At 41.5% G+C, this 20556-nt stretch carries 18 protein-coding genes and 3 pseudogenes; 9 read left to right on the top strand and 12 right to left on the bottom strand.

Going from position 1 to position 20556, the window contains the following annotated elements; genetic code table 11:
- Nucleotides 1-215: 215 nt before the first annotated feature.
- The 4 genes and pseudogenes from AACS00_RS01550 to AACS00_RS01535 all read right to left on the bottom strand — a co-directional run.
- Nucleotides 216-353 (bottom strand): annotated as a pseudogene (locus AACS00_RS01550) (DEAD/DEAH box helicase family protein); the annotation flags it as partial.
- 179 nt (nt 354-532) lie between these two features.
- A pseudogene (locus AACS00_RS01545) lies at nt 533-827 on the bottom strand (transposase); the annotation flags it as partial.
- Between the two features lie 144 nt (nt 828-971).
- A complete protein-coding gene (locus tag AACS00_RS01540) occupies nt 972-1337 on the bottom strand; it encodes a methyl-accepting chemotaxis protein (protein WP_258306890.1) in 366 nt (121 codons plus the stop codon).
- A gap of 8 nt (nt 1338-1345) precedes the next feature.
- Complete coding sequence (locus AACS00_RS01535; RefSeq protein ID WP_258306889.1) at nt 1346-2020, bottom strand: PDC sensor domain-containing protein; 675 nt, start codon at nt 2018-2020, stop codon at nt 1346-1348.
- A gap of 116 nt (nt 2021-2136) precedes the next feature.
- Between AACS00_RS01535 and AACS00_RS01530 the strand changes: the two are divergent.
- A pseudogene (locus AACS00_RS01530) lies at nt 2137-2355 on the top strand (transposase domain-containing protein); the annotation flags it as partial.
- A gap of 267 nt (nt 2356-2622) precedes the next feature.
- On the opposite strand, the gene AACS00_RS01525 reads toward AACS00_RS01530, so the two are convergent.
- Both AACS00_RS01525 and AACS00_RS01520 read right to left on the bottom strand, forming a co-directional pair.
- Entirely contained in the window at nt 2623-4740 is a 2118-nt protein-coding gene (locus tag AACS00_RS01525; protein ID WP_110168270.1) for a hypothetical protein, read from the bottom strand.
- A 14-nt stretch (nt 4741-4754) separates the two neighbouring features.
- Nucleotides 4755-5219, bottom strand: coding sequence for an aegerolysin family protein (locus tag AACS00_RS01520; protein WP_110168269.1), 465 nt, complete (start codon nt 5217-5219; stop codon nt 4755-4757).
- Nucleotides 5220-5663: 444 nt separating this feature from the next.
- Between AACS00_RS01520 and AACS00_RS01515 the strand changes: the two genes are divergently transcribed.
- A protein-coding gene (locus AACS00_RS01515; protein WP_110168268.1) for an IS3 family transposase occupies nt 5664-6841 on the top strand; the annotation gives its coding sequence in 2 pieces (ribosomal slippage) (nt 5664-5922 and nt 5922-6841; 1179 coding nt in all).
- On the opposite strand, the gene AACS00_RS16715 is transcribed toward AACS00_RS01515, so the two are convergent.
- Nucleotides 6760-7113: a DDE-type integrase/transposase/recombinase gene (locus AACS00_RS16715; protein WP_110168267.1), complete on the bottom strand. Its 354-nt coding sequence runs from the start codon at nt 7111-7113 to the stop codon at nt 6760-6762. The two genes, AACS00_RS01515 and AACS00_RS16715, sit on opposite strands and share 82 nt — an antisense overlap.
- Nucleotides 7114-7464 (bottom strand): helix-turn-helix domain-containing protein, encoded by a 351-nt coding sequence (locus AACS00_RS01510; protein ID WP_181397645.1) that lies wholly within the window; start codon nt 7462-7464, stop codon nt 7114-7116.
- Between the two features lie 311 nt (nt 7465-7775).
- Between AACS00_RS01510 and AACS00_RS01505 the strand changes: the two genes are divergently transcribed.
- From AACS00_RS01505 to AACS00_RS01495, 3 genes are all read left to right on the top strand, one after another.
- Nucleotides 7776-8915, top strand: coding sequence for a DNA cytosine methyltransferase (locus tag AACS00_RS01505; RefSeq protein ID WP_110168265.1), 1140 nt, complete (start codon nt 7776-7778; stop codon nt 8913-8915).
- A gap of 19 nt (nt 8916-8934) precedes the next feature.
- Complete coding sequence (locus AACS00_RS01500) at nt 8935-10815, top strand: ATP-binding protein (RefSeq protein WP_110168264.1); 1881 nt, start codon at nt 8935-8937, stop codon at nt 10813-10815.
- A 511-nt stretch (nt 10816-11326) separates the two neighbouring features.
- Complete coding sequence (locus AACS00_RS01495; protein ID WP_110168263.1) at nt 11327-12019, top strand: ATP-binding protein; 693 nt, start codon at nt 11327-11329, stop codon at nt 12017-12019.
- Here the strand turns inward: AACS00_RS01495 and AACS00_RS01490 are convergent.
- Nucleotides 12012-13189 (bottom strand): IS3 family transposase gene (locus AACS00_RS01490; RefSeq protein ID WP_110168262.1). Its coding sequence is split into 2 segments (ribosomal slippage): nt 12012-12931 and nt 12931-13189, totalling 1179 coding nucleotides; the frame shifts between segments, so codons are not numbered across the junction. The genes AACS00_RS01495 and AACS00_RS01490 overlap by 8 nt on opposite strands.
- A 46-nt stretch (nt 13190-13235) precedes the next feature.
- Here AACS00_RS01490 and AACS00_RS01485 point away from each other — a divergent pair.
- Nucleotides 13236-13988: a hypothetical protein gene (locus AACS00_RS01485; RefSeq protein WP_110168261.1), complete on the top strand. Its 753-nt coding sequence runs from the start codon at nt 13236-13238 to the stop codon at nt 13986-13988.
- Nucleotides 13985-14956, top strand: a complete 972-nt coding sequence (locus AACS00_RS01480; RefSeq protein ID WP_110168260.1) for an O-methyltransferase — start codon at nt 13985-13987, stop codon at nt 14954-14956. Before AACS00_RS01485 ends, AACS00_RS01480 begins: the two co-directional genes overlap by 4 nt.
- 105 nt (nt 14957-15061) lie before the next feature.
- Here AACS00_RS01480 and AACS00_RS01475 read toward each other — a convergent pair whose 3' ends face one another.
- Together AACS00_RS01475 and AACS00_RS01470 are read right to left on the bottom strand one after the other, a co-directional pair.
- Nucleotides 15062-16288: a tyrosine-type recombinase/integrase gene (locus tag AACS00_RS01475; RefSeq protein WP_110168259.1), complete on the bottom strand. Its 1227-nt coding sequence runs from the start codon at nt 16286-16288 to the stop codon at nt 15062-15064.
- A 237-nt stretch (nt 16289-16525) separates the two neighbouring features.
- A complete protein-coding gene (locus tag AACS00_RS01470) occupies nt 16526-17392 on the bottom strand; it encodes a YicC/YloC family endoribonuclease (RefSeq protein WP_072670305.1) in 867 nt (288 codons plus the stop codon).
- A gap of 315 nt (nt 17393-17707) precedes the next feature.
- Here AACS00_RS01470 and rph point away from each other — a divergent pair, with 315 nt between their 5' ends.
- Both rph and pyrE read left to right on the top strand, forming a co-directional pair.
- Nucleotides 17708-18424, top strand: coding sequence for a ribonuclease PH (rph, locus tag AACS00_RS01465; RefSeq protein WP_072670304.1), 717 nt, complete (start codon nt 17708-17710; stop codon nt 18422-18424).
- A 97-nt stretch (nt 18425-18521) separates the two neighbouring features.
- A complete protein-coding gene (pyrE, locus tag AACS00_RS01460; RefSeq protein WP_072670303.1) occupies nt 18522-19169 on the top strand; it encodes an orotate phosphoribosyltransferase in 648 nt (215 codons plus the stop codon).
- Nucleotides 19170-19322: 153 nt separating this feature from the next.
- On the opposite strand, the gene AACS00_RS01455 is transcribed toward pyrE, so the two are convergent.
- Complete coding sequence (locus tag AACS00_RS01455; RefSeq protein WP_110168258.1) at nt 19323-20546, bottom strand: MFS transporter; 1224 nt, start codon at nt 20544-20546, stop codon at nt 19323-19325.
- Between the last annotated feature and the right edge of the window lie 10 nt (nt 20547-20556).

Raw genomic sequence — 20556 nt, 5'->3', positions numbered from 1 at the left:
AAAATCACAATATTTGCAATTGGTCGATTGAACATATGGTTATAAATCCTGCAACTCTCAACGATTAGGTAGAATACGTTGCATTAAAAGTAGCGGATGGATTTGACTGTGAGTTATCGAGTGGTACAGATGACCGAACTGATGACCTATGAGTTTGGACAGGTCGAAGGTGATATCGAAAGGTTGGAAGATGGGTTATGTTGAGTAATGAGCGCTTACTTAAAACTGGTTAGTGTTTTACCCGAGCCAGTGGTATGCCAAATATAACCACCGCTTTGCCTATTGCTCCAGTTTTTGCTGTTGTAGGCGCTTTTAATCTTCCACAAAACGCGCTCAGTCACCGCTATTTGGTAAGAACGCATCACTAGCAAAGTATTGCTGATATCAGACACGGAGTAACGCAGAATCACTTCCAACAATGTTTCTTTCTGGAAGAAGGTTGCTGTAAAGTCTTTTAAATCTTTGATGAGTTTGTTGTCTGACTTCGCCCAGTTCATAGTGAAGTCATAGCTGTTTTTGTTGTGCTTAGTGGTCGGCGACTGATACAAGTGTAATGCGGGATACTTCAATGGAATTCGGGTAAGTGTAAATGCAGACTTAATGAATCCTTGCAGAGTTCGTAACGGCATTGAGAAAATACGTTTCATCATCAACGCTGTTGTTATCGCCAGATCACTAAACAAACGAGGCCTTCCGCGATTGCCTTGCTTGATTTGTTTCCATAACTGGATAGCTTCTTCATCAACCCAAAATGTCAGTGAACCGCGATTGATTAAAGCTTGGTTATAGTGTTTCCAATTGGTTGTTTTGTAGCGAGGCTTGGCCATTAGTCTAAGTATTTGGATGAACTTAGCTGATCAGATCGTAGATTGATGATTTAGTTCCATGATTTAGGAAACAAAGCCGATAATGTTGGTATTCGATTAGACTTATCAACCTTCTGACTAGCATCTATAAATAAAATAGGGGCATCAGCGTTGCGGTTTTTTCGCTGTCGCAACCATATTAATTTCGTCTTGTTGCACGGTGATCCGTAAGCTTCGCTCATGGGCTTGTTCTGCCGTACTCTCCGCTTGTAAATTTAAGCCACGCGATACGTCTTGTAATCGGGTGATCATGCTATGCATGTTATTAACAAATTTATTAAAGTTATTGGCACCGACTTCATCCTGATAACGAGGCTCAATACGCTGAGTTAAATCCGCATCCTCTTCAGCGATTTCGGCCAAAGCGCTCGATACGCAGTTAAGATCTCGAAACAGGAAACCGACTAACCATGCAACAAGGACTGCCACCAAACCGGTAATAATAACGGCCGTGATGATCAATTGACGCATTAAGCTACTCATCGTGGCCAGTTCAACAGATTTATCAAGTTCAATACCCAATAACCACTCGGTACTTTCGAAAAAAAGAAGAACTTATCAACGCCACCGACCTTCACTTCTTGAACCTGATTATCCTTAATCGATTGGTTAATCACAGCCATGGTTAAATTCGAGCTGTAAGTGTTGAGCGGTTTTAAAATCAAATCGGCATTGCGGTGAGCAATAATATTGCCTGTATTGCCATTAACCAATAACGCCGACGATTTTGCTCCTGCGTCGATGGCAATCACATCTTTAACCAATTGTTCAATCAATACATCGGCACCAATTACCCCAAATAGGCGTCCATGACGAGAAATAGGTTCAGCAATTGTGACCATTAATTGGCGAGTAATCGCATCAGCATAAACGTTGCTCAATATCTGTCGATTCTGCGCCTTCGCATCGCGATACCAACCGCGTGTACGCGGGTCATAACTGGTATCAGAAGCACCGCGTTCAGGAATCGAGTGATGCATGCTGCCTTGCTCAGTACCAAAATAGAGCAAATCAAATCCGCCCGCTTGCTGGCCTTGCTGTAAAAAAGGTAAAAAATTCTCCTGTCCTGTATGCGGAATCACCGAGGTGACAATGCTGCCACGGATGGTTAACCACTGGTTAATTGCGGCTAGTAGCAGATTTGGCGATGCCATTGACCCGAGCCTGCAAGCTGACCGCCGTTTCGTGCTTTAATTGGCTGGCGGCTAGCGTCGTCAGCACCAGCGCCATAAAGGCGACGGCGAAAACACTGGTGCCAATCAGTTTACTTTCTGAACGCGCCATTAAGCCGCTGGTTATTGGGAGAAAGAGCTGGCTCTTCTCGACCAATCCCAATGGAGCTGAAGCGAGCGCGATGCTTTACAGTATCGTCAAGACAGCGAAAGCCAACGACCTTATCATTTACGACTACATGGTCAAGTGCATGCAGGAATTAGCGAAAGCTGAACCTGATATCGATGCACTCCTGCCTTGGAACTTCAAACACTAACAATATCGCCCCGTGGGTTCATGGGGCGTTTACACAGATTTAAAGTATTTCATCCCTTCTTCGGGCTTGTCTGATAAACCTGCGATCACAACCTCGACAACCTCTTCGCCTAAACCACTTCGTGTTACAACTTCAAATGAACATAGGTAGGTGGTATGACATGCACAATCTAAATTAGATAAAAATGGGTAAGAGCAAAAAAGTAATGAGGCTGATAATATAGCCTCATTTGTTATTAAATCGAACTGGTATGATTGTCAATCAATATCAGCCGAATATTGTTTTAATTTCTTCAACAATCCCTATATAAGAAGATTTTAATTTGCGCAAGTGATAAGGACTTTCATAAGTCCAGTTTTCAGGCCATGAGTCACTGCTTAATGTACACATATTAAGTCTGCTGAGCTCATCTCTTAATTTATGCAATTGGTCGGTTAAAGATGAAAATGAGGAAATGCTTTTCCCCATGCCTTGACCAAACCAGCTCATACCTTCAGCAGCTGAATAAGGAATAGGTATTAACTGAGCGTCTTCATTGGATAAAATTCCTTTTGCTTTATCTGGAGTGAGTTTCATTGCTATCGAGCCTTTCTTCGTAAAAATAGTACGGTCAGAATAGACTTTTCGTAATAGCATTGAAGATGGGCCAAAGGCATATATATCACCATTTGTATCAATAAATGGAAATGCCTTAACAAAACTCCTAAAAGCTGAATAGTTATTTTGATTATAGCTGCAATAACTTGATTCATAGATTGCTTCAGGATGAGGGAATGTAGGGTTATCTATGATGTGATTTGAAGGAGAATGATCTCCAATCATAATTCCAAATCCCAGCTCTGCATTTCGTAAAAAACTATTTTCATTCCAGTGTTTGTAAATTGATTTAGCATCTTGACTGAGTGAGTCGAATGCTATTTTGATAGCATCCTCTTTTTCTAAGTTATTACATAGCTTTATTTGTGCGCTTTTAAAAGAATCTGCAACTTGTGATGCTGACTTCAACTGACAGAAATCTAGGTTTATATTGCTAGCGACAAAAGTGTTATAAATGGTATTTAGCGTAGATAAATCCTGAATCATACAACGAACTTTCAAGATATAATCTGCCATTTGAGATTCAGAACTATCAACATCGTTCATAAAGCCCATAGACATCCACGGAAAGATATCTGACCAATTGATTATCCATATGCCCAGTGGCACATAATCTGATACCGAGGATGAATAAGTAGAGGTTACATTGATTTGTTGCAACTTATTTTTAAAACGACTTGGTAATACTCCGCCGTTAGACAAAACGTCCAGTGAATTGTCATTAACTTCAGAGATAACCTGATCTATACCACTTACGTTGTTTTTCCTTTCGAGATTTATTAAAAACTCTTCAAGTGTCAATTCAGTATTGTCTTTCTTTGCCTCTTCATATCCTTGATAAACCGAGAATAATTTTGAATCTTTTAAATCACCAAGTTCTTTTAGTTTATCCTTAACCTCTTTATCATCTTCAGTGATAAAGTCAGGGATTTTAGGTGGTGCTGATACACTGCTTTGTGTTGGTGCTTTATCTAGTAATTTAATATCATATACTTCAGAAAAAGACTTGTTGGCAACAACATTGAACCAGTCGTTTACTTGTTTTTCGACGCAGGCACCACTTGCTTGAGATCCACATGAAATACGAACATCGGAATTTTGTTTTTTTTGGGAGCCCTCATAGGTTTCTCCTATAGCGACTGTGTTCCCAATGGTTGAATACGTAAACTCAGTACTTTCCCCATATTTCCAATTGTCTTCCTGCTTTGTACTGGTCATTGTCGTTGTAACAGAACCAATGCCTCCCCAGATTACTCCGACTACAATACCATCACCATACGCAGCAATAAAATCTTGTAACGATTTCAACCAAGCTTTCATCTTTTCATCTTTTTGAATAGATGAGCCTCTACTATAATCACGAGCATCAATGAACTTTTTTAATACATCCAACGCCAGCGTTTTTGGGCCTTTACTTAGAGAATTAATAATTTCTTCTGAAGTAAGATTATCAAAATCGATGTACTCAATACCTGATAGCATGGAGATATTATAGTCAACAGAGATAGATTTAGACTCTGTAGCATTGGCATTACTCACATACCCTGACAATGCCATTGTAAATTTAGAAACTCCTTTAACACCATGCGATCCAGAAACACCAAAAGTTCCTTGATTTAGGGAGTCTGTATAAACATACTGGCTTTGACCGCTCATGCTCATTTCAACTTCTTTCTGTGCCACCATTTTAGTAATTGATGCTTGCAGGATTGAAGGTTTGAAATTGTTACCATTAACAGTAGAACCTACGGTGATACCAATCAATGGATTAAGATATTTATTACTCATATACACCTCAAGGATTATTTTTTCGTAATGGTAATATAGATGTTTCCTAACGCACCACCATTGTAATTTCCACCAATTTTTTTCACATCGAATCTTTCATTATTTACATCAATAAGCTTATCAGTGTTTTTTTGTGTATTCCACGGGCAAGAAAACCAGTATTTGAAAACTTTTTTATCACCATCTATCACTTCGAATGAACCTTGAGTTCCTACGGCCGTATTGCTGCGCCCACAAGCGGCGATTGTATATGCCTCACCATCCTTAACTAATGTTCCCTCTATATTGGAAGGATAAACTTCGACGCTTTTATTACCCGGCTTATAAAATTTGCCATGATCAAGGTAAGGTTTAGTTATTTTACAATCAGTATTATAAGGCATTATTGTAATTTCAACCCATTGAGCATAGCCCCGCTGTAAATCCTCTGGGCTCAAACCCTCATCATTCAAATCACCACTTTTCATTACATCGTTCATATTCTACTCCCTCTGACTTTGAGTTTATTGACAATTGAAAACCACGCCATGTGGGCATGGTCAGCAATAGGTGCCCTCTACCTTCTTGTCTTTGTGCTTAAATCTAACAAAGAGGAAAAGGCTTATTTTTAGGACTTTTAGTATGCCCCTTTGGGGCGAGAAAAATGCCGCTACCAAAGAAAGCGGATTTATACTCCATCAGTAAATTCTTTAATTTTTCTATATCTTGCTGTTCTTATATTAAACTTAGTGCATAAATTAAGTCATGTCTATAGAGTAGATGTATTAATTTATAAAAAGACAAAAGCTGAGTCAGTAGTCAACCATCAAAAATAAAGACGACTGAAAGGTTCACCTAACAAGAGATTATGGTGTAGTGGTACGGTGAATTTGGTCACTTAGTTAGAGGTGATATCATCATCTCATAAGTTAATAGGTGACATTATGACAAAACGTACAAGACGGCTATTTAGTGCCGAATTCAAACTGGAAGCAGCACAGTTAGTGCTCGATCAAAACTACTCAGTGACTGAAGCGGCTCAAGCCATGAATGTAGGTAAATCTACGATGGATAAGTGGGTTCGCCAATTAAAACAAGAGCGCCAAGGGAAAGCACCTAAAGCGTCACCAATGACGCCTGAGCAAATTGAAATTCGTGAATTAAAAAAGAAGCTAGCTCGTCTTGAAGAGCATAATGAAATATTAAAAAAAGCCACGGCTCTCTTGATGTCGGACTCACTGAACAATTCTTGATGATCAAGAAACTCAAGCAGAGCCACAGCATAAAAACATTATGCGAAGTCTTCAATGTTCATCGAAGCAGTTATAACTATTGGCTGAAACGGCCAACAGAAATAAAGGCGGAAACCGTAAAACTTCGCAGTTTGATTAGCGAAGCTTATGCGGCAAGCAATGGTTCTGAGGGAGCAAGAACCATTGCCGATATTGTAACAAACCAAGGCGTGAGTCTGAGTCGTTACCGAGCAACTAAGCTAATGAAAATGCTGGGATTAGTGAGTTGCCAAGTACCAAAACATCGTTACCGTAAAGCCTCACAAGAGCATATTGAAATCCCGAATCACTTAGATCGTCAGTTTGCTGTCACGGCACCAAATGAAGTCTGGGTGGGTGACGTGACCTATATTTGGACGGGAAATCGTTGGATGTATTTAGCGGTAGTCATCGACCTTTTTGCACGAAAACCGATTGGTTGGGCAATGTCGCTATCACCAGACAGCAAGCTAACTGGAAAAGCATTAACGATGGCTTTTGAATCTAGGGGAAGGCCCAAAGGTATCATGTTCCACAGTGATCAGGGTAGCCATTATACCAGTCGCTATTATCGTCAGTTGCTATGGCGTTGTCAGATTAAACAAAGCTTATCGAGGCGAGGCAATTGCTGGGATAATGCGCCGATGGAACGCTTCTTTAGAAGCCTGAAAACAGAATGGGTTCCAACGGCAGGTTATCGTAGTTTTGCAGAGGCTCAACAAGAGATCATCCGATACATTATTGGATATTACAGCCAGCTCAGGCCACATCAGTATAACGGTGGGTTAACGCCCAATGAATCTGAACGCTTGTACTGGGAAAACTCTAAAACCGTGGCCAATTTTAGTTGACCACTACATTTCGACATCTGTAGCATCTCGTCATGCAACTTATGCTCGCCTTGTGCATAAGCATCTCGCTCAATGATGAGCGCTTTAGCGTTGTCACACAACACCTGCTCCGGTACGCCACCGAAATACTCAAACGCTTCTTTTAAACCTTGTTGCCATGCATGCGCACGCTCATTATCAAAGAACTTAACGAAAGTGGCGCGCGAATAACCTAAGGTGGCGACAAAGGCTTTGAGCGGCCGTTTACCACGCCGAATGGTGGTAAAGTCGATTTACATTTGCTGCCCTGGGAGGGTTTCAAAACGGACAACCGGCTCAGGAGTGGAACAAAGTTTAAACTGACACACAAAGCGACGGAGCTGAGCAATACCGCCTTGATAGCCACGTTGAACCACCTCATCAAATAAGACGGTAGCAGGTATCCAATCAGGTTTGGCCTGCTCAATTCGTTGAACGAGATAGGGTTTAAAGGGCTCTAGTTTTGTCACGGGTTGTGCTCGTTGCGCGTAAGAGGGCATCTGATGCTGCTGCAAATGATGTTTTACGGTGTTACGAGAGATCCCTAATTGACGGGCAATTTTACGAATGCTTTGGCCTTGTGCAAAGCGAACATGAATATCCACAAATGTCTCCTTGGTTAACATAAATCACCCGTACAAAAAATAAACGGATGATACCAAGTGGATCAGTTTTCGATGATCGTTAGTGGATCAGTTTTGCATGATCGGTGACAATGTTCATAGAACTCAGCTTTGATTTTAAGGTAATATGCAACAAGTGATGCGGTTAGAGTCTAAGGTACTGAGCTAGACATATTTCCCTGACGTTACCTCAATTTTTTAGAAATTTTAATGCTTTGGGCAAAGGGACGGTCGACATAAAGCTTATATTCAGTAAAATGCTATTAAAGAGATGATGTAGAGAATATTTAAAAATGAATAATGAGCTGAAAATAGTCGATTTGTTTAGTGGATGTGGTGGTTTTGGTCTGGGGGCTGAGTTAGCAGGTTTTAAATCGGTTGTAGCAGTTGATATTGAGGCTAATTTGCAATCGGCCTATTCGAGAAACTTTCCTGAAACTAGAACTCTTTTGAGTGATATCGCTCAAATGGACTCGGAGTCTTGGGGGCTGATTCTAAATAGACAGCAAATTGATGGTGTAATCGGTGGCCCTCCTTGTCAAGGTTATAGCAGGATGGGGCACTCAGATACAAATGACCCTCGCAGAACATTACTTGCTCATTTTTTTCGAACGATCAACATCATTAAGCCTAAATTCTTTGTCATGGAGAATGTTGAAGGATTGCTTGATGATAAGAATAAATATGAACTTGATGCTGCACTCGAAATAATAGATCCCCAGTATAAGGTTCTTCAACCGGTAGTCGTGAATGCGTTAGATTATGGGGCGCCTACGAGTCGAAAGAGAGTAATCGTTGTTGGTTATATGCCGGAGTTTGTTTCTGAGATTCATGAAACGGAGTTAATTCCGGTAAACTCTAAAAGGACTACGGTTGGGGAGGCTATTTTAGATATCAACGAGCCTATACCTCAAACAAAAGATAAAACAGATTTTGGTTGGACTACATATAGAACTGAGAGGGACTTGTCGGAGTATGCAAAGTTGATGAGAAGTTTTCCACCTAAAGGGTTAGGAGACCCTGAAATGAATAAAAAGTTATTTCAAGGATTAGTTTCCGGAAACTTTGACACTAGACATACGCCTACAGTACGAGAGAGGTATACGCGCCTAAAGCAAGGACAAATAGATAAAACCAGTAAAGCAAAAAAACTAGAACTCAATGGTTTTTGTCCAACTCTTCGCGCTGGTACTGGAACTGATAAAGGGAGTCATCAAGCTGTTCGTCCTATTCATCCTAATTCAGGGAGAGTTATAACAGTGCGTGAAGCCGCTAGACTTCAAGGTTTCCCTGACTGGTTCACCTTTCATGCTACCAAGTGGCATAGTTTTAGGATGATTGGTAATAGTGTTTCTCCGCTTGTTTCTCGAAGAATACTTGGTTTGATAAAGAGTCGGTTAATGAGTACGCAGAATATAGCAAAAGCAATTTAATAAATTTTAGGATGGCTAGATGGAACAAAATACTTCAGTAAAATCATTGAACAACAAGGAGCATCGTGAGGTTGTGCGGTTAAAAACGGGAATTGATCCTAGATTTTTAGCTGACACGTTGACTACTGATATTGAACTTACTGATGCATTGTTTGACTTGATAGATAACTCCATCGATGCTGCACGAGATCAAATTCTTAATGGACCTCATGAAACAGATTCTCGTGGTTTGCCAAGTAATTATTCTGGCTATGAAATTAAATTGAGATTTTCTCGAGAAAGCATCTTAATAGAGGATAATTGCACCGGAGTCGGGACTCAAACTCTTGAAGAAAACACCTTTTACACAGGACGACGTTCTGACCATAAGTATGGTATTGGATATTATGGACTTGGGCTAAAACGAGCATTATTAAAAGCCGGTAGCCGTTATGGGATGATAACTGATAATGGGGATTATCAATATAAGTCTCGTTTTGACATGGCAGCTTTTGCTTCTGATGGAGATGTACAGTTGTTGGCTGAGCGTTCACCATCAACAAATAGACTTCGCACCGTCTTTGTTGTTTCTTCTTTATACGAAGAAACAACATCACAAATACATAATGCCGATTGGATTAACTCCTTAGTTAAGAGCTTAGAAGTCCGTTATTCGATTTTTATTAGTAAGGGACTAAAAATTAAAGTCGTTTGTTCTTTAGATTCTTTAACCGATACATCTTTTATTAATCCTACAGTGCCTCAGTTGAGGAATGAACTGATAGCTCCACTGAGACAAAAATTCGAGTTTGGAGGCGTCTCATGTGATTTTGAAACAGGCATCCATGCAAATTATCTTTTTCCAGGAGAGTATGGACATACGCCGAAATGTAATGAAGAGCTAACCGATCAATACGGTGTATATTACATATTTAATGACCGCGTTATTGTTGAAGCCAGCAGAGAGAAAAAGCATGGTTTTACCACTAACTGGCACTCCGAATATGGCGGCTTTGTATGTTTAGCCCATGTAACCGGTTCTAGCCCTAAGGATCTTCCTTGGAATACGGCTAAAACTGATGTTAAGTTATTCAGTCCTCTTTTTATCAAGATTAGGGAAAACGTCGAGCCTTTAGCTAAAGAGTATCGTTCGAAAGCTAAAAAGTTGATAAATATATGGACGAATAAAGAAACCAAATCGTTGCCAGAAGAACAACGTAAGCAAATTTTTGCCGCTAAAACTGGCGTCAAAAAGTTAGATAGATCGAATGTATCTGCTTCAACTTTAACAGCACATAAAAATAATCCTAACAATACCTCAATTACAACCCTTCTTGCTCCAAAAGAAACTAAGTCTCCTACATTAAGTACTGCTAAAAATAGCGTCAAAGCAGCGAGAAACAATTCAAATAAGCATTCTAAGTCTTGGAAAACCATACTTCCAGATTACTTTCCAATGAGTGGAGACGCGATTTTTGATCATTTAGCTCTTGAAGCCACGACGATTGTGATCTCGGAAGTACCAAACTCTGCTAGTTTACTTTATCGCTCACTTTTTGAAGCCGCGTTTAAAGCTTTTGCGAAAAAACATTCGCTACATGATCAAATCAAAGAGCATTACTATACAAAAGGTGAGGGACGCAAAAAGCAGCACGATAGCGATTATGTCAAAAAACGTACATTGGATCTTTCTATGTGCGCAGGGTGGATAGTTGATAATGATAGCCTGTACCCTTCTGATATGAAAAAGCGCTTATCTTTATGTGCTAAAAGGTTTAAACAAGAGGCTCAGGTTCTCAATGGATTAGTTCATGGGAATCGTGTTTTGGGTAATGCGAATGACTTGTTTAGTATGCGTGATGCGACAATAGAGTTGTTAGAATTTTTAGCTGATGGCAAGCCAAACTTAAATGGTGCCTGATTCTCTTATACAACCAATTGAGTTATAGAGGGTGCAGTCGCACCCTCTTTTCTTTTTTGAACGTTATCTGATTACTATAAAGCATTTACCTATAGTGATGATTTTCCCCAGTGCTTCTTTGATCGCTTAAAGGTAATCATATATGTGTTTTTTTGATACAGCCCACACTCCAAGAGTTATGAAACGATATGATGAGACACTCTAGGATTCTGTCGATAAGATAAGCAGAGTTAAATGATTGGAATGGGAAAGCTTTTATACTACATCGCAAGCTAGTACCAAGAAAGGAAGTCATCAAGCTGTCAGATTAATTAACACTCGAACCCACGAGTTGTTGTCGTTAGATAAGGTTGCTAGGTTAAAAGGCTTTTCGATTAATTTTTAATCCAACCTAGTTTCACAGCTTCAGGAAGATAGGCAATAGTGTCTCACCACTGGTGTCTTATCACCTGTTCCAAGGAATATACGGTAGCTGTTTAAACTCGCAGCTTACTTTTTAGAGGTAACTAAAGTGTCTCAAATACCACAAGCAAATTTTACGCCCACGAAGCGCTTTTTCGTAGATATGCTGACACGAGATATAGATCTTGAAGATGCTATCTTAGATTTACTAGACAACTGTCTTGATGGTGTAACTCGATCTCAGAAAAAAGATCCCGATGAAATTGATTATAATGGTTACTGGGTAAACATTAATTTTGATAGAAACTCTTTTACGATTGAAGACAACTGCGGTGGTATTCCCATCCAGAGTGCTGCTTACGCATTTCGAATGGGGAGACCTAAAGATGCTCCGCAGGAGAACCTAGCAACCGTCGGTGTATATGGCATCGGTATGAAACGTTCTATTTTTAAAATAGGTAGGCATTGTAAAATATCAACTGCTCACAGTGATACCGATTCATTTTCAATAGAGATTGATGAGGAATGGCTGAATAGTGATCATGATTGGGAGATTCCTATTCAACCTTCTCTAGTTAGAGAAAATGAACATGGGACAAAGATCGAGATAACTAAGGTACAAAAAGATATTTCTAACCAATTTAAGCAGAGCACTTTTCAATCGACGCTAGTTAACAAAATAGTCTTTGCTTATAGCTATATTATTGATAAAGGTTTCAGCGTTAAGGTTAATGGTGAACCTATAAATCCTATGCCAGTAAGTATGCGCTATGAAAGAGTCGATACTGTAGTGGTCAACTAAAATTGGCCACGGTTTTAGAGTTTTCCCAATACAATCGTTCTGACTCATTGGGTGTCAAGCCACCGTTATACTGATGGGGCCTGAGCTGGCTATAATATCCAATAATGTAGCGGATGATCTCTTGTTGAGCCTCTGCAAAGCTACGATAACCTACTGTTGGAACCCATTCCGTTTTCAAGCTTCTAAAGAAGCGCTCGATCGGCGCATTATCCCAGCAATTTCCTCGGCGAGATAAACTTTGTTTTATTTGAAAACGCCACAGTAACTGACGGTATTGACGACTCGTATAGTGACTGCCTTGATCACTGTGGAACATGACGCCTTTAGGCTTTCCACGAGACTCATAAGCCATCGAAAGCGCTTTGCCTGTTAATCGTGTATCAGGTGATACTGACATTGCCCAACCAATCACTTTTCGAGCAAAAAGGTCGATGACTACCGCTAAATACATCCAACGATTTCCCGTCCAAATATAGGTCACGTCACCCACCCAGACTTCATTTGGTGCCGTGACAGCAAACTGACGATCTAAGTGATTCGGGATTTCAATATGCTCTTGTGAGGCTTTACGGTAACGATGTTTTGGTACTTGGCAACTCACTAATCCCAGCATTTTCATTAGCTTAGTTGCTCGGTAACGACTCAGACTCACGCCTTGGTTTGTTACAATATCGGCAATGGTTCTTGCTCCCGCAGAACCATTGCTTGCCGCATAAGCTTCGCTAATCAAACTGCGAAGTTTTACGGTTTCCGCCTTTATTTCTGTTGGCCGTTTCAGCCAATAGTTATAACTGCTTCGATGAACATTGAAGACTTCGCATAATGTTTTTATGCTGTGGCTCTGCTTGAGTTTCTTGATCATCAAGAATTGTTCAGTGAGTCCGACATCAAGAGAGCCGTGGCTTTTTTTAATATTTCATTATGCTCTTCAAGACGAGCTAGCTTCTTTTTTAATTCACGAATTTCAATTTGCTCAGGTGTGATTGGTGACGCTTTAGGTGCTTTCCCTTGGCGCTCTTGTTTTAATTGGCGAACCCACTTATCCATCGTAGATTTACCTACATTCATGGCTTTAGCCGCTTCAGTCACCGAGTAGTTTTGATCGAGCACTAGCTGTGCCGCTTCCAGTTTGAATTCGGCACTAAATAGCCGTCTTGTACGTTTTGTCATAATGTCACCTATTAACTTATGAGATGATGATATCACCTCTAACTAAGTGACCAAATTCACCATACCACTACATACGCAAGGTAAAGCAATTCAACCTTATATCTTCAAAGGTGAAATAGACGGAGTAGATGTAAAGCTTATTGTGGGCTTTTATTCTCCACTTCCGAGTGAAAATGAAGAAGAAAACGATAAACAGCAAGCAAGGCATAATACGAGAGATGCTGGTTGGACTATTGTATGTAATGATCGAATTGTAGTCTTTAAAGATAAAACAGAGCTTACTGGTTGGGGCTCTGACTATGCTAGATATCACACTCAATTTATAGCGATAAGCGGTATCGTTTACTTTAAATCCAAGTATCCAGAGAAACTCCCAATTACGACGACCAAACGTGGTGTGGATATATCATCACCACTATTTTTGAAAGTTAGGAAACATATGGTCGAGGGAACTAAACTGTTTATCGACTATACCAATAAATGGAAAGGCCAAGAGCTGATTAGCGAAAGTAACAATAGATTGAGCAAGTCAGAAGTGGCATCTCCGCTAAAAGTTATTGAAGAATTTTCAGCTGTTCCTGATAAGTGGACGAAAGTTAGAAATAGATCTTCTGAATCTAAATTCAAGCCAACACTACCAGTTCCGAAGAATGTTGAATCTAATAAGCGTATTAGTTTCCAAAAGCCACAGGAAAAAGTTGAGATTGTTTGTGAGTATCTCAATTTGGAATCAGATGCGACCCCTAATCAAATTGGTGAGTCATGTTTTGATTTTGTCTATATGGAGGCAACTAAATGAGTGGGGGTAGCATTCCATACCATTTGAGGACAAATAAGGCTATTGAAAGAAGAATATTCTTTGACTTGCTGGGCAATCTAGCTTTAGGTAGGGATTTGAAAAACTATAAATATATTAGTCTTGGTGGTCCAATGCTTGCTGATCATCAAGCTTTGCATCATGAACTAGGCCTGACTAAGCTAGTTTCTATTGAGCGAGATTCTGCTGTTCTGACACGCCAAGATTTCAACAAACCTTACTCATGTATTGAGTGCTGGGAAGGCTCTACTAGTGACTATATTAACAACTTCAATGAAGATGATCCCGTTATAATCTGGTTGGACTACACAGATACTAAGTGGGGGGCGCAGATCAATGATTGTGTTAGCTTAATTGAGAATTTGAAAGAGTATGATATCTTTAAAGTTACCTTTAATGCTAACCCAGATAGTCTTAAAGGTAACTCAGCGGTAACTCCATTGGAGGCATTTCAAACTAAAGCTAATTGTAGTCAACTTAGTGCAAATCTAACACCTAATGATGTTTCAGGTATGGATAGGTTTGCTTTGACTATCTCCGACATGTTTATGCGAGCAACTGAGGATGCTTTAGGGCTAGAAGAGTTGGTTTATGTGCCGTTAACGCAGTTTCGTTACATTGATAATCGACACCAAATGTTGACTGTGACAGGAATAATTCTTCCAGAAAATCATGAAAATTCATTGCGGTCACTATTAAACGATTCTCATCTAGCAAATTGGCCGTATATGGCTGAGTCGTGGAAAGATATTCAAGAAATAAACGTCCCAGATATTACATTGAAGGAACGAGCTGAAATAAATAGGCATTTGCCTTGCCAAGAGGGTGATTTCGATCTTGATATTTTACCTTTCAAGCTGGATAGAAATGCACGAAAAGCGAAAACAAAAATAGAAAATTATATAAAGTACTATCGCTTTATCCCTAATTTTCAAAGAGTAGTTGGTTAACGCAGGATGACGCATTGAATGTTTATTAACTCATTGGGAATTAAAGCATTTATTAAGCTTTGTTAATTTTTAAAGTAAGGATGCTAATTGCATCCTTTTTTCTTTTTATTGATCATCTCTCTTCATATAGACTTTTACTAGGTCAGTGACTTTTTCCAGCGCTTCTTTGCGCTCTTCCAAGTAGTCATACCGATCATAGATACCTTCGACACCTTTCAGCTTGTGATTTAAACAGCGCTCTGCGATATGGCTAGGAACTTTTACCGAAGCGAGTAGGCTACGGCAGGTTCGGCGTAGATCGTGAACCGCAAAGTGTTTGATATCGCCCATTTTATTTGGTGGTTGTACCTTACGACCGGGCTCTCGTCCGAATAACTTTGAAATCGCTCTGTTCAATGTGTCTTTGCCCATGTGCGGTACTTTGCTTTCTCTTCTGTTAGGGAAGACGTATTCCGAACCACAAGCTCGCATATGCAGTTCTTTAAACCACTCTACGCACAGCTCCGGAAGCGGAATAGTGAAACCTGTCCCAGATTTGCTCCGCTCCGCTGGTAGGTGCCATAAAGCATTATCTAGATCGAACTCAGTCCACTTTGCTTCTGTTAGCTCTGATTTACGAACGCCAAGACAAAGAAGCAGAGCACAAGCTAGGTAGTTGTCTCGATTGAAACTATAAATGTTTTGGTTGAAGACGGAAAAAACATGTTTAATCTCTTCAAGCTCTAAGACCCGATCTCGGCTCTCTTCAATGCCACCAGCATCATAGTTAGAAAATGCTAGTGCAGGGTTAGACTCAATAACACCAATCTTCATACCGTGTTTAAAAAGCTGCTTACAATACATTAGCGTGTCGTTAGCTGTGGTTGGACGGCCACTGTCAGCGACTATTTGGATGATATTACGGATATCTAAAGGTGTGACACGTTTCAACGTGTATTGACCAATTTGTGGAGAGATCTCTTTCTGATAGATACGCTTAGGTATATTGGGATGCTTGAGCCTTTTGGACAAATCCTTGTACCAGTCTTCGAAGAGATCATCTATTATTTGTATATCAGCTTGTTTACTCCGCTTTTTTTCTGCAATTGGGTTAATCCCTTCGCTTATTTGCTTTCGAAGCTCAGCAGCTTTCAACCTTGCATCGGCAAGAGAAAGTTCATCGACCTTGCCAATAGTCATCTCCTTTCTTTTCTTAAAAAGGGTGTACCTTAGCATCCAGTATGGTCGACCTATTCTAGGAATCATGAGATAGAAACCATCACCATCGGCATGACGCCCCGTTTTTTGGTCTTTTACAATCGCCTTAACTTGGTTGACGGTGAGATTCCCCATCTCTATCTCCTTGAATTTATAGCTCTAATCGAAGTTATCATTACATCCCCACCCTCAGGAGTGGGGAGTATGTTGTAATTTTTATACTACAGAGGGGAGTAAATAGCAAAGTACTACCCATGATGCTCCCCGTTTTTTCGTGGCTGTTAATGAATTTGATGGATGTATATGGATGAGAAAAGTAACAAGGCCCTTATAAATAATGGCCTTGTGGAAGTATGTGGAGTAGGAGGGAATCTATTCTATATTTTGGATCTGCTCACGCATTTGTTCAATCAGAACTTTTAGCTCTACCCCTGAAGCTGTGATATCGGTTGAGATCGATTTTGAAGCCAGTGTGTTGGACTCGCGGTTAAACTCTTGCATCATAAAATCGAGCTTACGGCCACACGCGCCGCCTTTTTTCAGGACATTGCGCGTTTCTTTGATGTGAGAATCTAAACGATCCAGCTCTTCCGCCACGTCCGACTTTTGCGCCAGTAGGATCAGCTCTTGCTCGACACGGGTAGCATCAAGCTCAATTTTTGCTTCTTCAAACTTGTTCAATAGTCGTTCACGTTGCCATTGCAAAATTTCTGGCATTCGCGCGCGAACCTTGACCACTTCTTCACTGATCGCGGTTAAGCGTTGCTCGATTAACGCTTTCATGTTGTCGCCTTCACGACCACGAGCGTCAATAAATTCAACAATCGCGTCATCAAAACCGGCCAATAACGCTTTATTAATGCTGTCCATATCTTGCTCAGGCGTTTCCATCACACCTGGCCATTGCATAATTTGGAAGGGATTGATGCGGCTGAGCTCACCGGTCATATGCATGATTTGATTAGCGGCTTTGATCACTTGATTCGCCAATGCTTCATTAATATTGAGTTCACTTTTGGCCGCTGGATTGGCTTCATAACGTAAATGGCATTCGACTTTACCGCGGGCAAGGCGTTGACGAAAACGCTCACGCAGCACCGGTTCTAAACCGCGAAACTGTTCAGGAAGACGAAAGTAAGTTTCTAAATAACGTTGGTTAACGGAGCGAATTTCCCATACTGCCGTGCCCCAGTCGCCTTTGACTTCTTTACGTGCGTAAGCGGTCATGCTGTAAATCATTACGGTATCCTTTATTAGTCGGTCTGCTTTTAGTGCAATAAATCAATAATACGGCAAAGACTGACGAGATCCTAGGTTAGATAAGCACTGACTTTTTTCGAGGTACAGATAGTTAAAAAACGCGTGTTCATAGGTTGCTTGTGTATTTCGTTTGAGTTTTGCTTATTAGCACCTAGCACCTAGCACCTAGCACCTAGCACCTAGCACCTAGCACCTAGCACCTAGCACCTAGCACCTAGCACCTAGGATTTTACCGTGACTTCCAGTATAATCTCGCCCCAATCTTGTTGTTCCCTTCACAAAAGGCATTTATCCATGCGTCCAAATGACCGCGCTGCAGATCAAGTTCGCCCAATTAAAATCACTCGTAACTATACGGCTTACGCTGAAGGTTCGGTACTCGTTGAATTTGGTAATACCAAAGTGCTGTGTAACGCAACGGTGGAAGAAACCGTACCACGCTGGCTGAAAGGTCAAGGCAAAGGCTGGGTAACGGCTGAATATGGTATGTTGCCACGAGCCACCCATTCGCGCACCCGTCGCGAAGCGGCCAATGGTAAGCAAGGTGGCCGAACGATGGAAATTCAGCGCCTGATTGCTCGTAGTTTACGTGCCGTGGTTGATTTAAAAGCCATGGGTGAAATCATGATCACCGTTGATTGTGATGTGATTCAAGCGGATGGCGGGACACGCACGGCAGCGATCAGTGGTGCTAGTGTTGCTATGGCTGATGCTTTCGCGCATTTAGTCGCCAAAGGCAAACTGAAAGCGAGTCCGATGAAAAGCCACGTTGCCGCGGTATCCGTGGGTATCTTAGGTGAAAACGTCCTATGCGATTTAGAGTATGTGGAAGATTCTGCCGCTGATACCGATATGAATGTGGTCATGACCGAAGAAGGCAAGATGATCGAGATCCAAGGCACCGCAGAAGGCGAACCGTTCAGCCATGAGCAGTTGCTGGCATTACTTGCCTCGGCGCAAAAAGGCATTGTTGATATTGTCGCCGCACAGAAAGCCGCGTTGGCGGAATGATTGAGTAAGTAGCTCCCGTTGAGGGGGCTATTTTTTTATCTATTGCAAGAAGTTAGAACCTAGAACCCAAAACCCATTTAACATCGAGAGAGTATTCATGAAAGCCTACCAGCGTGAATTTATTGAGTTTGCCTTAGAAAAGCAAGTATTGAAATTTGGTGAGTTTACTTTGAAGTCCGGTCGTAAAAGCCCTTACTTTTTTAACGCTGGGCTGTTTAATACCGGTGGTGATCTGGCCCGTTTAGGTCGTTTTTATGCCGCTGCTTTGGTTGATGCGGGGATTAAATTTGATGTGTTATTTGGACCTGCCTACAAAGGCATTCCGATTGCGACGACCACCGCGGTTGCCTTAGCTGATCACCATCAAATCGATACTCCTTACTGCTTTAATCGCAAAGAAGCCAAAGATCATGGTGAAGGCGGTAACTTGGTTGGTTCGCCATTAGAAGGTCGGATCATGTTGGTGGATGATGTCATCACCGCGGGCACCGCGATTCGCGAATCAATGGAAATCATTCAAGCCAATGGCGCCCAATTGGCCGGTGTCTTAGTAGCGATTGACCGTCAAGAAAAAGGTAAAGGCGAATTATCGGCGATTCAAGAAGTTGAGCGTGATTTTGGTTGTCAGATTATTTCTATCGTTAGCTTGGGCGATCTAGTGACTTATCTAAAAGAGCAAGGGGGAGATCCGGTGCAGTTAGCTGCAGTAGAGGCTTACCGAGCTCAATATGGTGTTGTCGCTTAACGACTCCGTAACAGAAAGTCCGTTAGATAAAGCCCGTTAGAGAAAACAACGGCTCAGTCTATAACCGAGCCGTTGCTTATTGCTGTTCATCTTTGCTTATTGAAATATGCTGTGGTGCTGGCGGCAACGTTAAGCAGCCTAAGTGCGACGTGATTAACGACTGCTTGAATGAAGCGATGGCTGCCAAGTCAGCGTGGCGGATGCTTTCTCTTTTGGGGCCCGTAGCCAAAGAGCGATACATAAGGACACACCAAGCAATATGAGCATGACACTGAACGCCGCTTGGAAGCCACCGAATAATGACGCTACGATAGAGCCAAAGAAGCTACCCAAACCAAAGCCTAAGTAAATCACTCCGTAGTTTTGAGTCAGAGAATTTAGCCCAAAATAATCGCTGACTAAGGTTGGAAATACGGTAATCGCGCCGCCAAAGCTAAAGGCAACACAAGAAATCGCCATAAAAAAGCGCATTTCATTGAGAGGGACAAACAACAAAGTACTAATGCCTACCGTGCAAATCAGCAGTGCTATCCCAACCACTTTGCGACGCTCCATTTTATCAGACAAAATCCCCAGCACTAATCGACCCGCAAGGTTCGCCATCGCCAGGATCGCCACTGAAGAAGCCGCCGCCGCGGTGGAGAGATGCACTTGCAGTTCGCCAACATCTTTCGCAACGCCAATCACGTATAATCCGCTCATACAAATGGTAAAAAATACCGTTGCCAATAACCAAAACTGAGGTGTTTTGGTACTTTGCTGTAGCGAGTAATCTTGGCTGCTTGTGCTGCTCGATGAGCTTGGCGCTTGCACGGGGGCGTCATGCATCAGTAATCCACCCAATACCACCAAACTGCCGGCAATCAGAGCCCATATGGTAAAGGTCATACTCACGTTGCTGTGTTCAAGAAAGTATAAATTAATGTACTTAAACCCTAAGCTGCCGAGGCCATAAGCGCCGATAGCACAAGCTGAAGCTAGGCCTTTACGTTCCGGGAAAAACCGCACGCAGTTGGATAATGTCATTAAGTAACCAGTGCCATCGGCAAAGCCAAGGATTAACCCCGCACTGACATACAGCAACCACACTTGAGTCACTTGTCCTGCCCAGAGTAAACCTAGGCTTAATAATAAGCCTGCTGCCATCGTCACTCGGCGCACGCCAAAACGTTTTTGCAGTAAGCCCGAGACAGATGAGGCCAAGGCTAGGGCTAAAGTCAAAAGACCAAAAGAGAAGGCAATTTGGTTGACTGGGGCGGCTAGTTTTTCCGCCAGCGGAGCATTAAATAAGCTCCAAGTATACACAGAGCCAAGGGCAAATTGCGCAATAATGGTACCAATTAAGGTCCGTAATCGGGGGGATATCATGCCTAACATAAACGGTACT

The organism is Vibrio sp. 11986-1-5 (assembly GCF_963878025.1).
GTDB classification, from domain to species: Bacteria; Pseudomonadota; Gammaproteobacteria; order Enterobacterales; family Vibrionaceae; genus Vibrio; species Vibrio injensis.
This window is presented reverse-complemented; position numbering and strand designations above follow the sequence as displayed.

Bases quoted from the DNA above. Each gene is read 5' to 3' on its own strand.
- rph (WP_072670304.1), top strand. From the start codon at position 17,708: ATGCGTCCAAATGACCGCGCTGCAGATCAAGTTCGCCCAATTAAAATC.
- AACS00_RS01480 (WP_110168260.1), top strand. From the start codon at position 13,985: ATGAGTGGGGGTAGCATTCCATACCATTTGAGGACAAATAAGGCTATT.
- AACS00_RS01505 (WP_110168265.1), top strand. From the start codon at position 7,776: ATGAATAATGAGCTGAAAATAGTCGATTTGTTTAGTGGATGTGGTGGT.
- pyrE (WP_072670303.1), top strand. From the start codon at position 18,522: ATGAAAGCCTACCAGCGTGAATTTATTGAGTTTGCCTTAGAAAAGCAA.
- AACS00_RS01455 (WP_110168258.1), bottom strand. From the start codon at position 20,546: ATGTTAGGCATGATATCCCCCCGATTACGGACCTTAATTGGTACCATT.
- AACS00_RS01525 (WP_110168270.1), bottom strand. From the start codon at position 4,740: ATGAGTAATAAATATCTTAATCCATTGATTGGTATCACCGTAGGTTCT.
- AACS00_RS01520 (WP_110168269.1), bottom strand. From the start codon at position 5,219: ATGAACGATGTAATGAAAAGTGGTGATTTGAATGATGAGGGTTTGAGC.
- AACS00_RS01470 (WP_072670305.1), bottom strand. From the start codon at position 17,392: ATGATTTACAGCATGACCGCTTACGCACGTAAAGAAGTCAAAGGCGAC.
- AACS00_RS01540 (WP_258306890.1), bottom strand. From the start codon at position 1,337: ATGCGTCAATTGATCATCACGGCCGTTATTATTACCGGTTTGGTGGCA.
- AACS00_RS01535 (WP_258306889.1), bottom strand. From the start codon at position 2,020: ATGGCATCGCCAAATCTGCTACTAGCCGCAATTAACCAGTGGTTAACC.
- AACS00_RS01500 (WP_110168264.1), top strand. From the start codon at position 8,935: ATGGAACAAAATACTTCAGTAAAATCATTGAACAACAAGGAGCATCGT.
- AACS00_RS01475 (WP_110168259.1), bottom strand. From the start codon at position 16,288: ATGGGGAATCTCACCGTCAACCAAGTTAAGGCGATTGTAAAAGACCAA.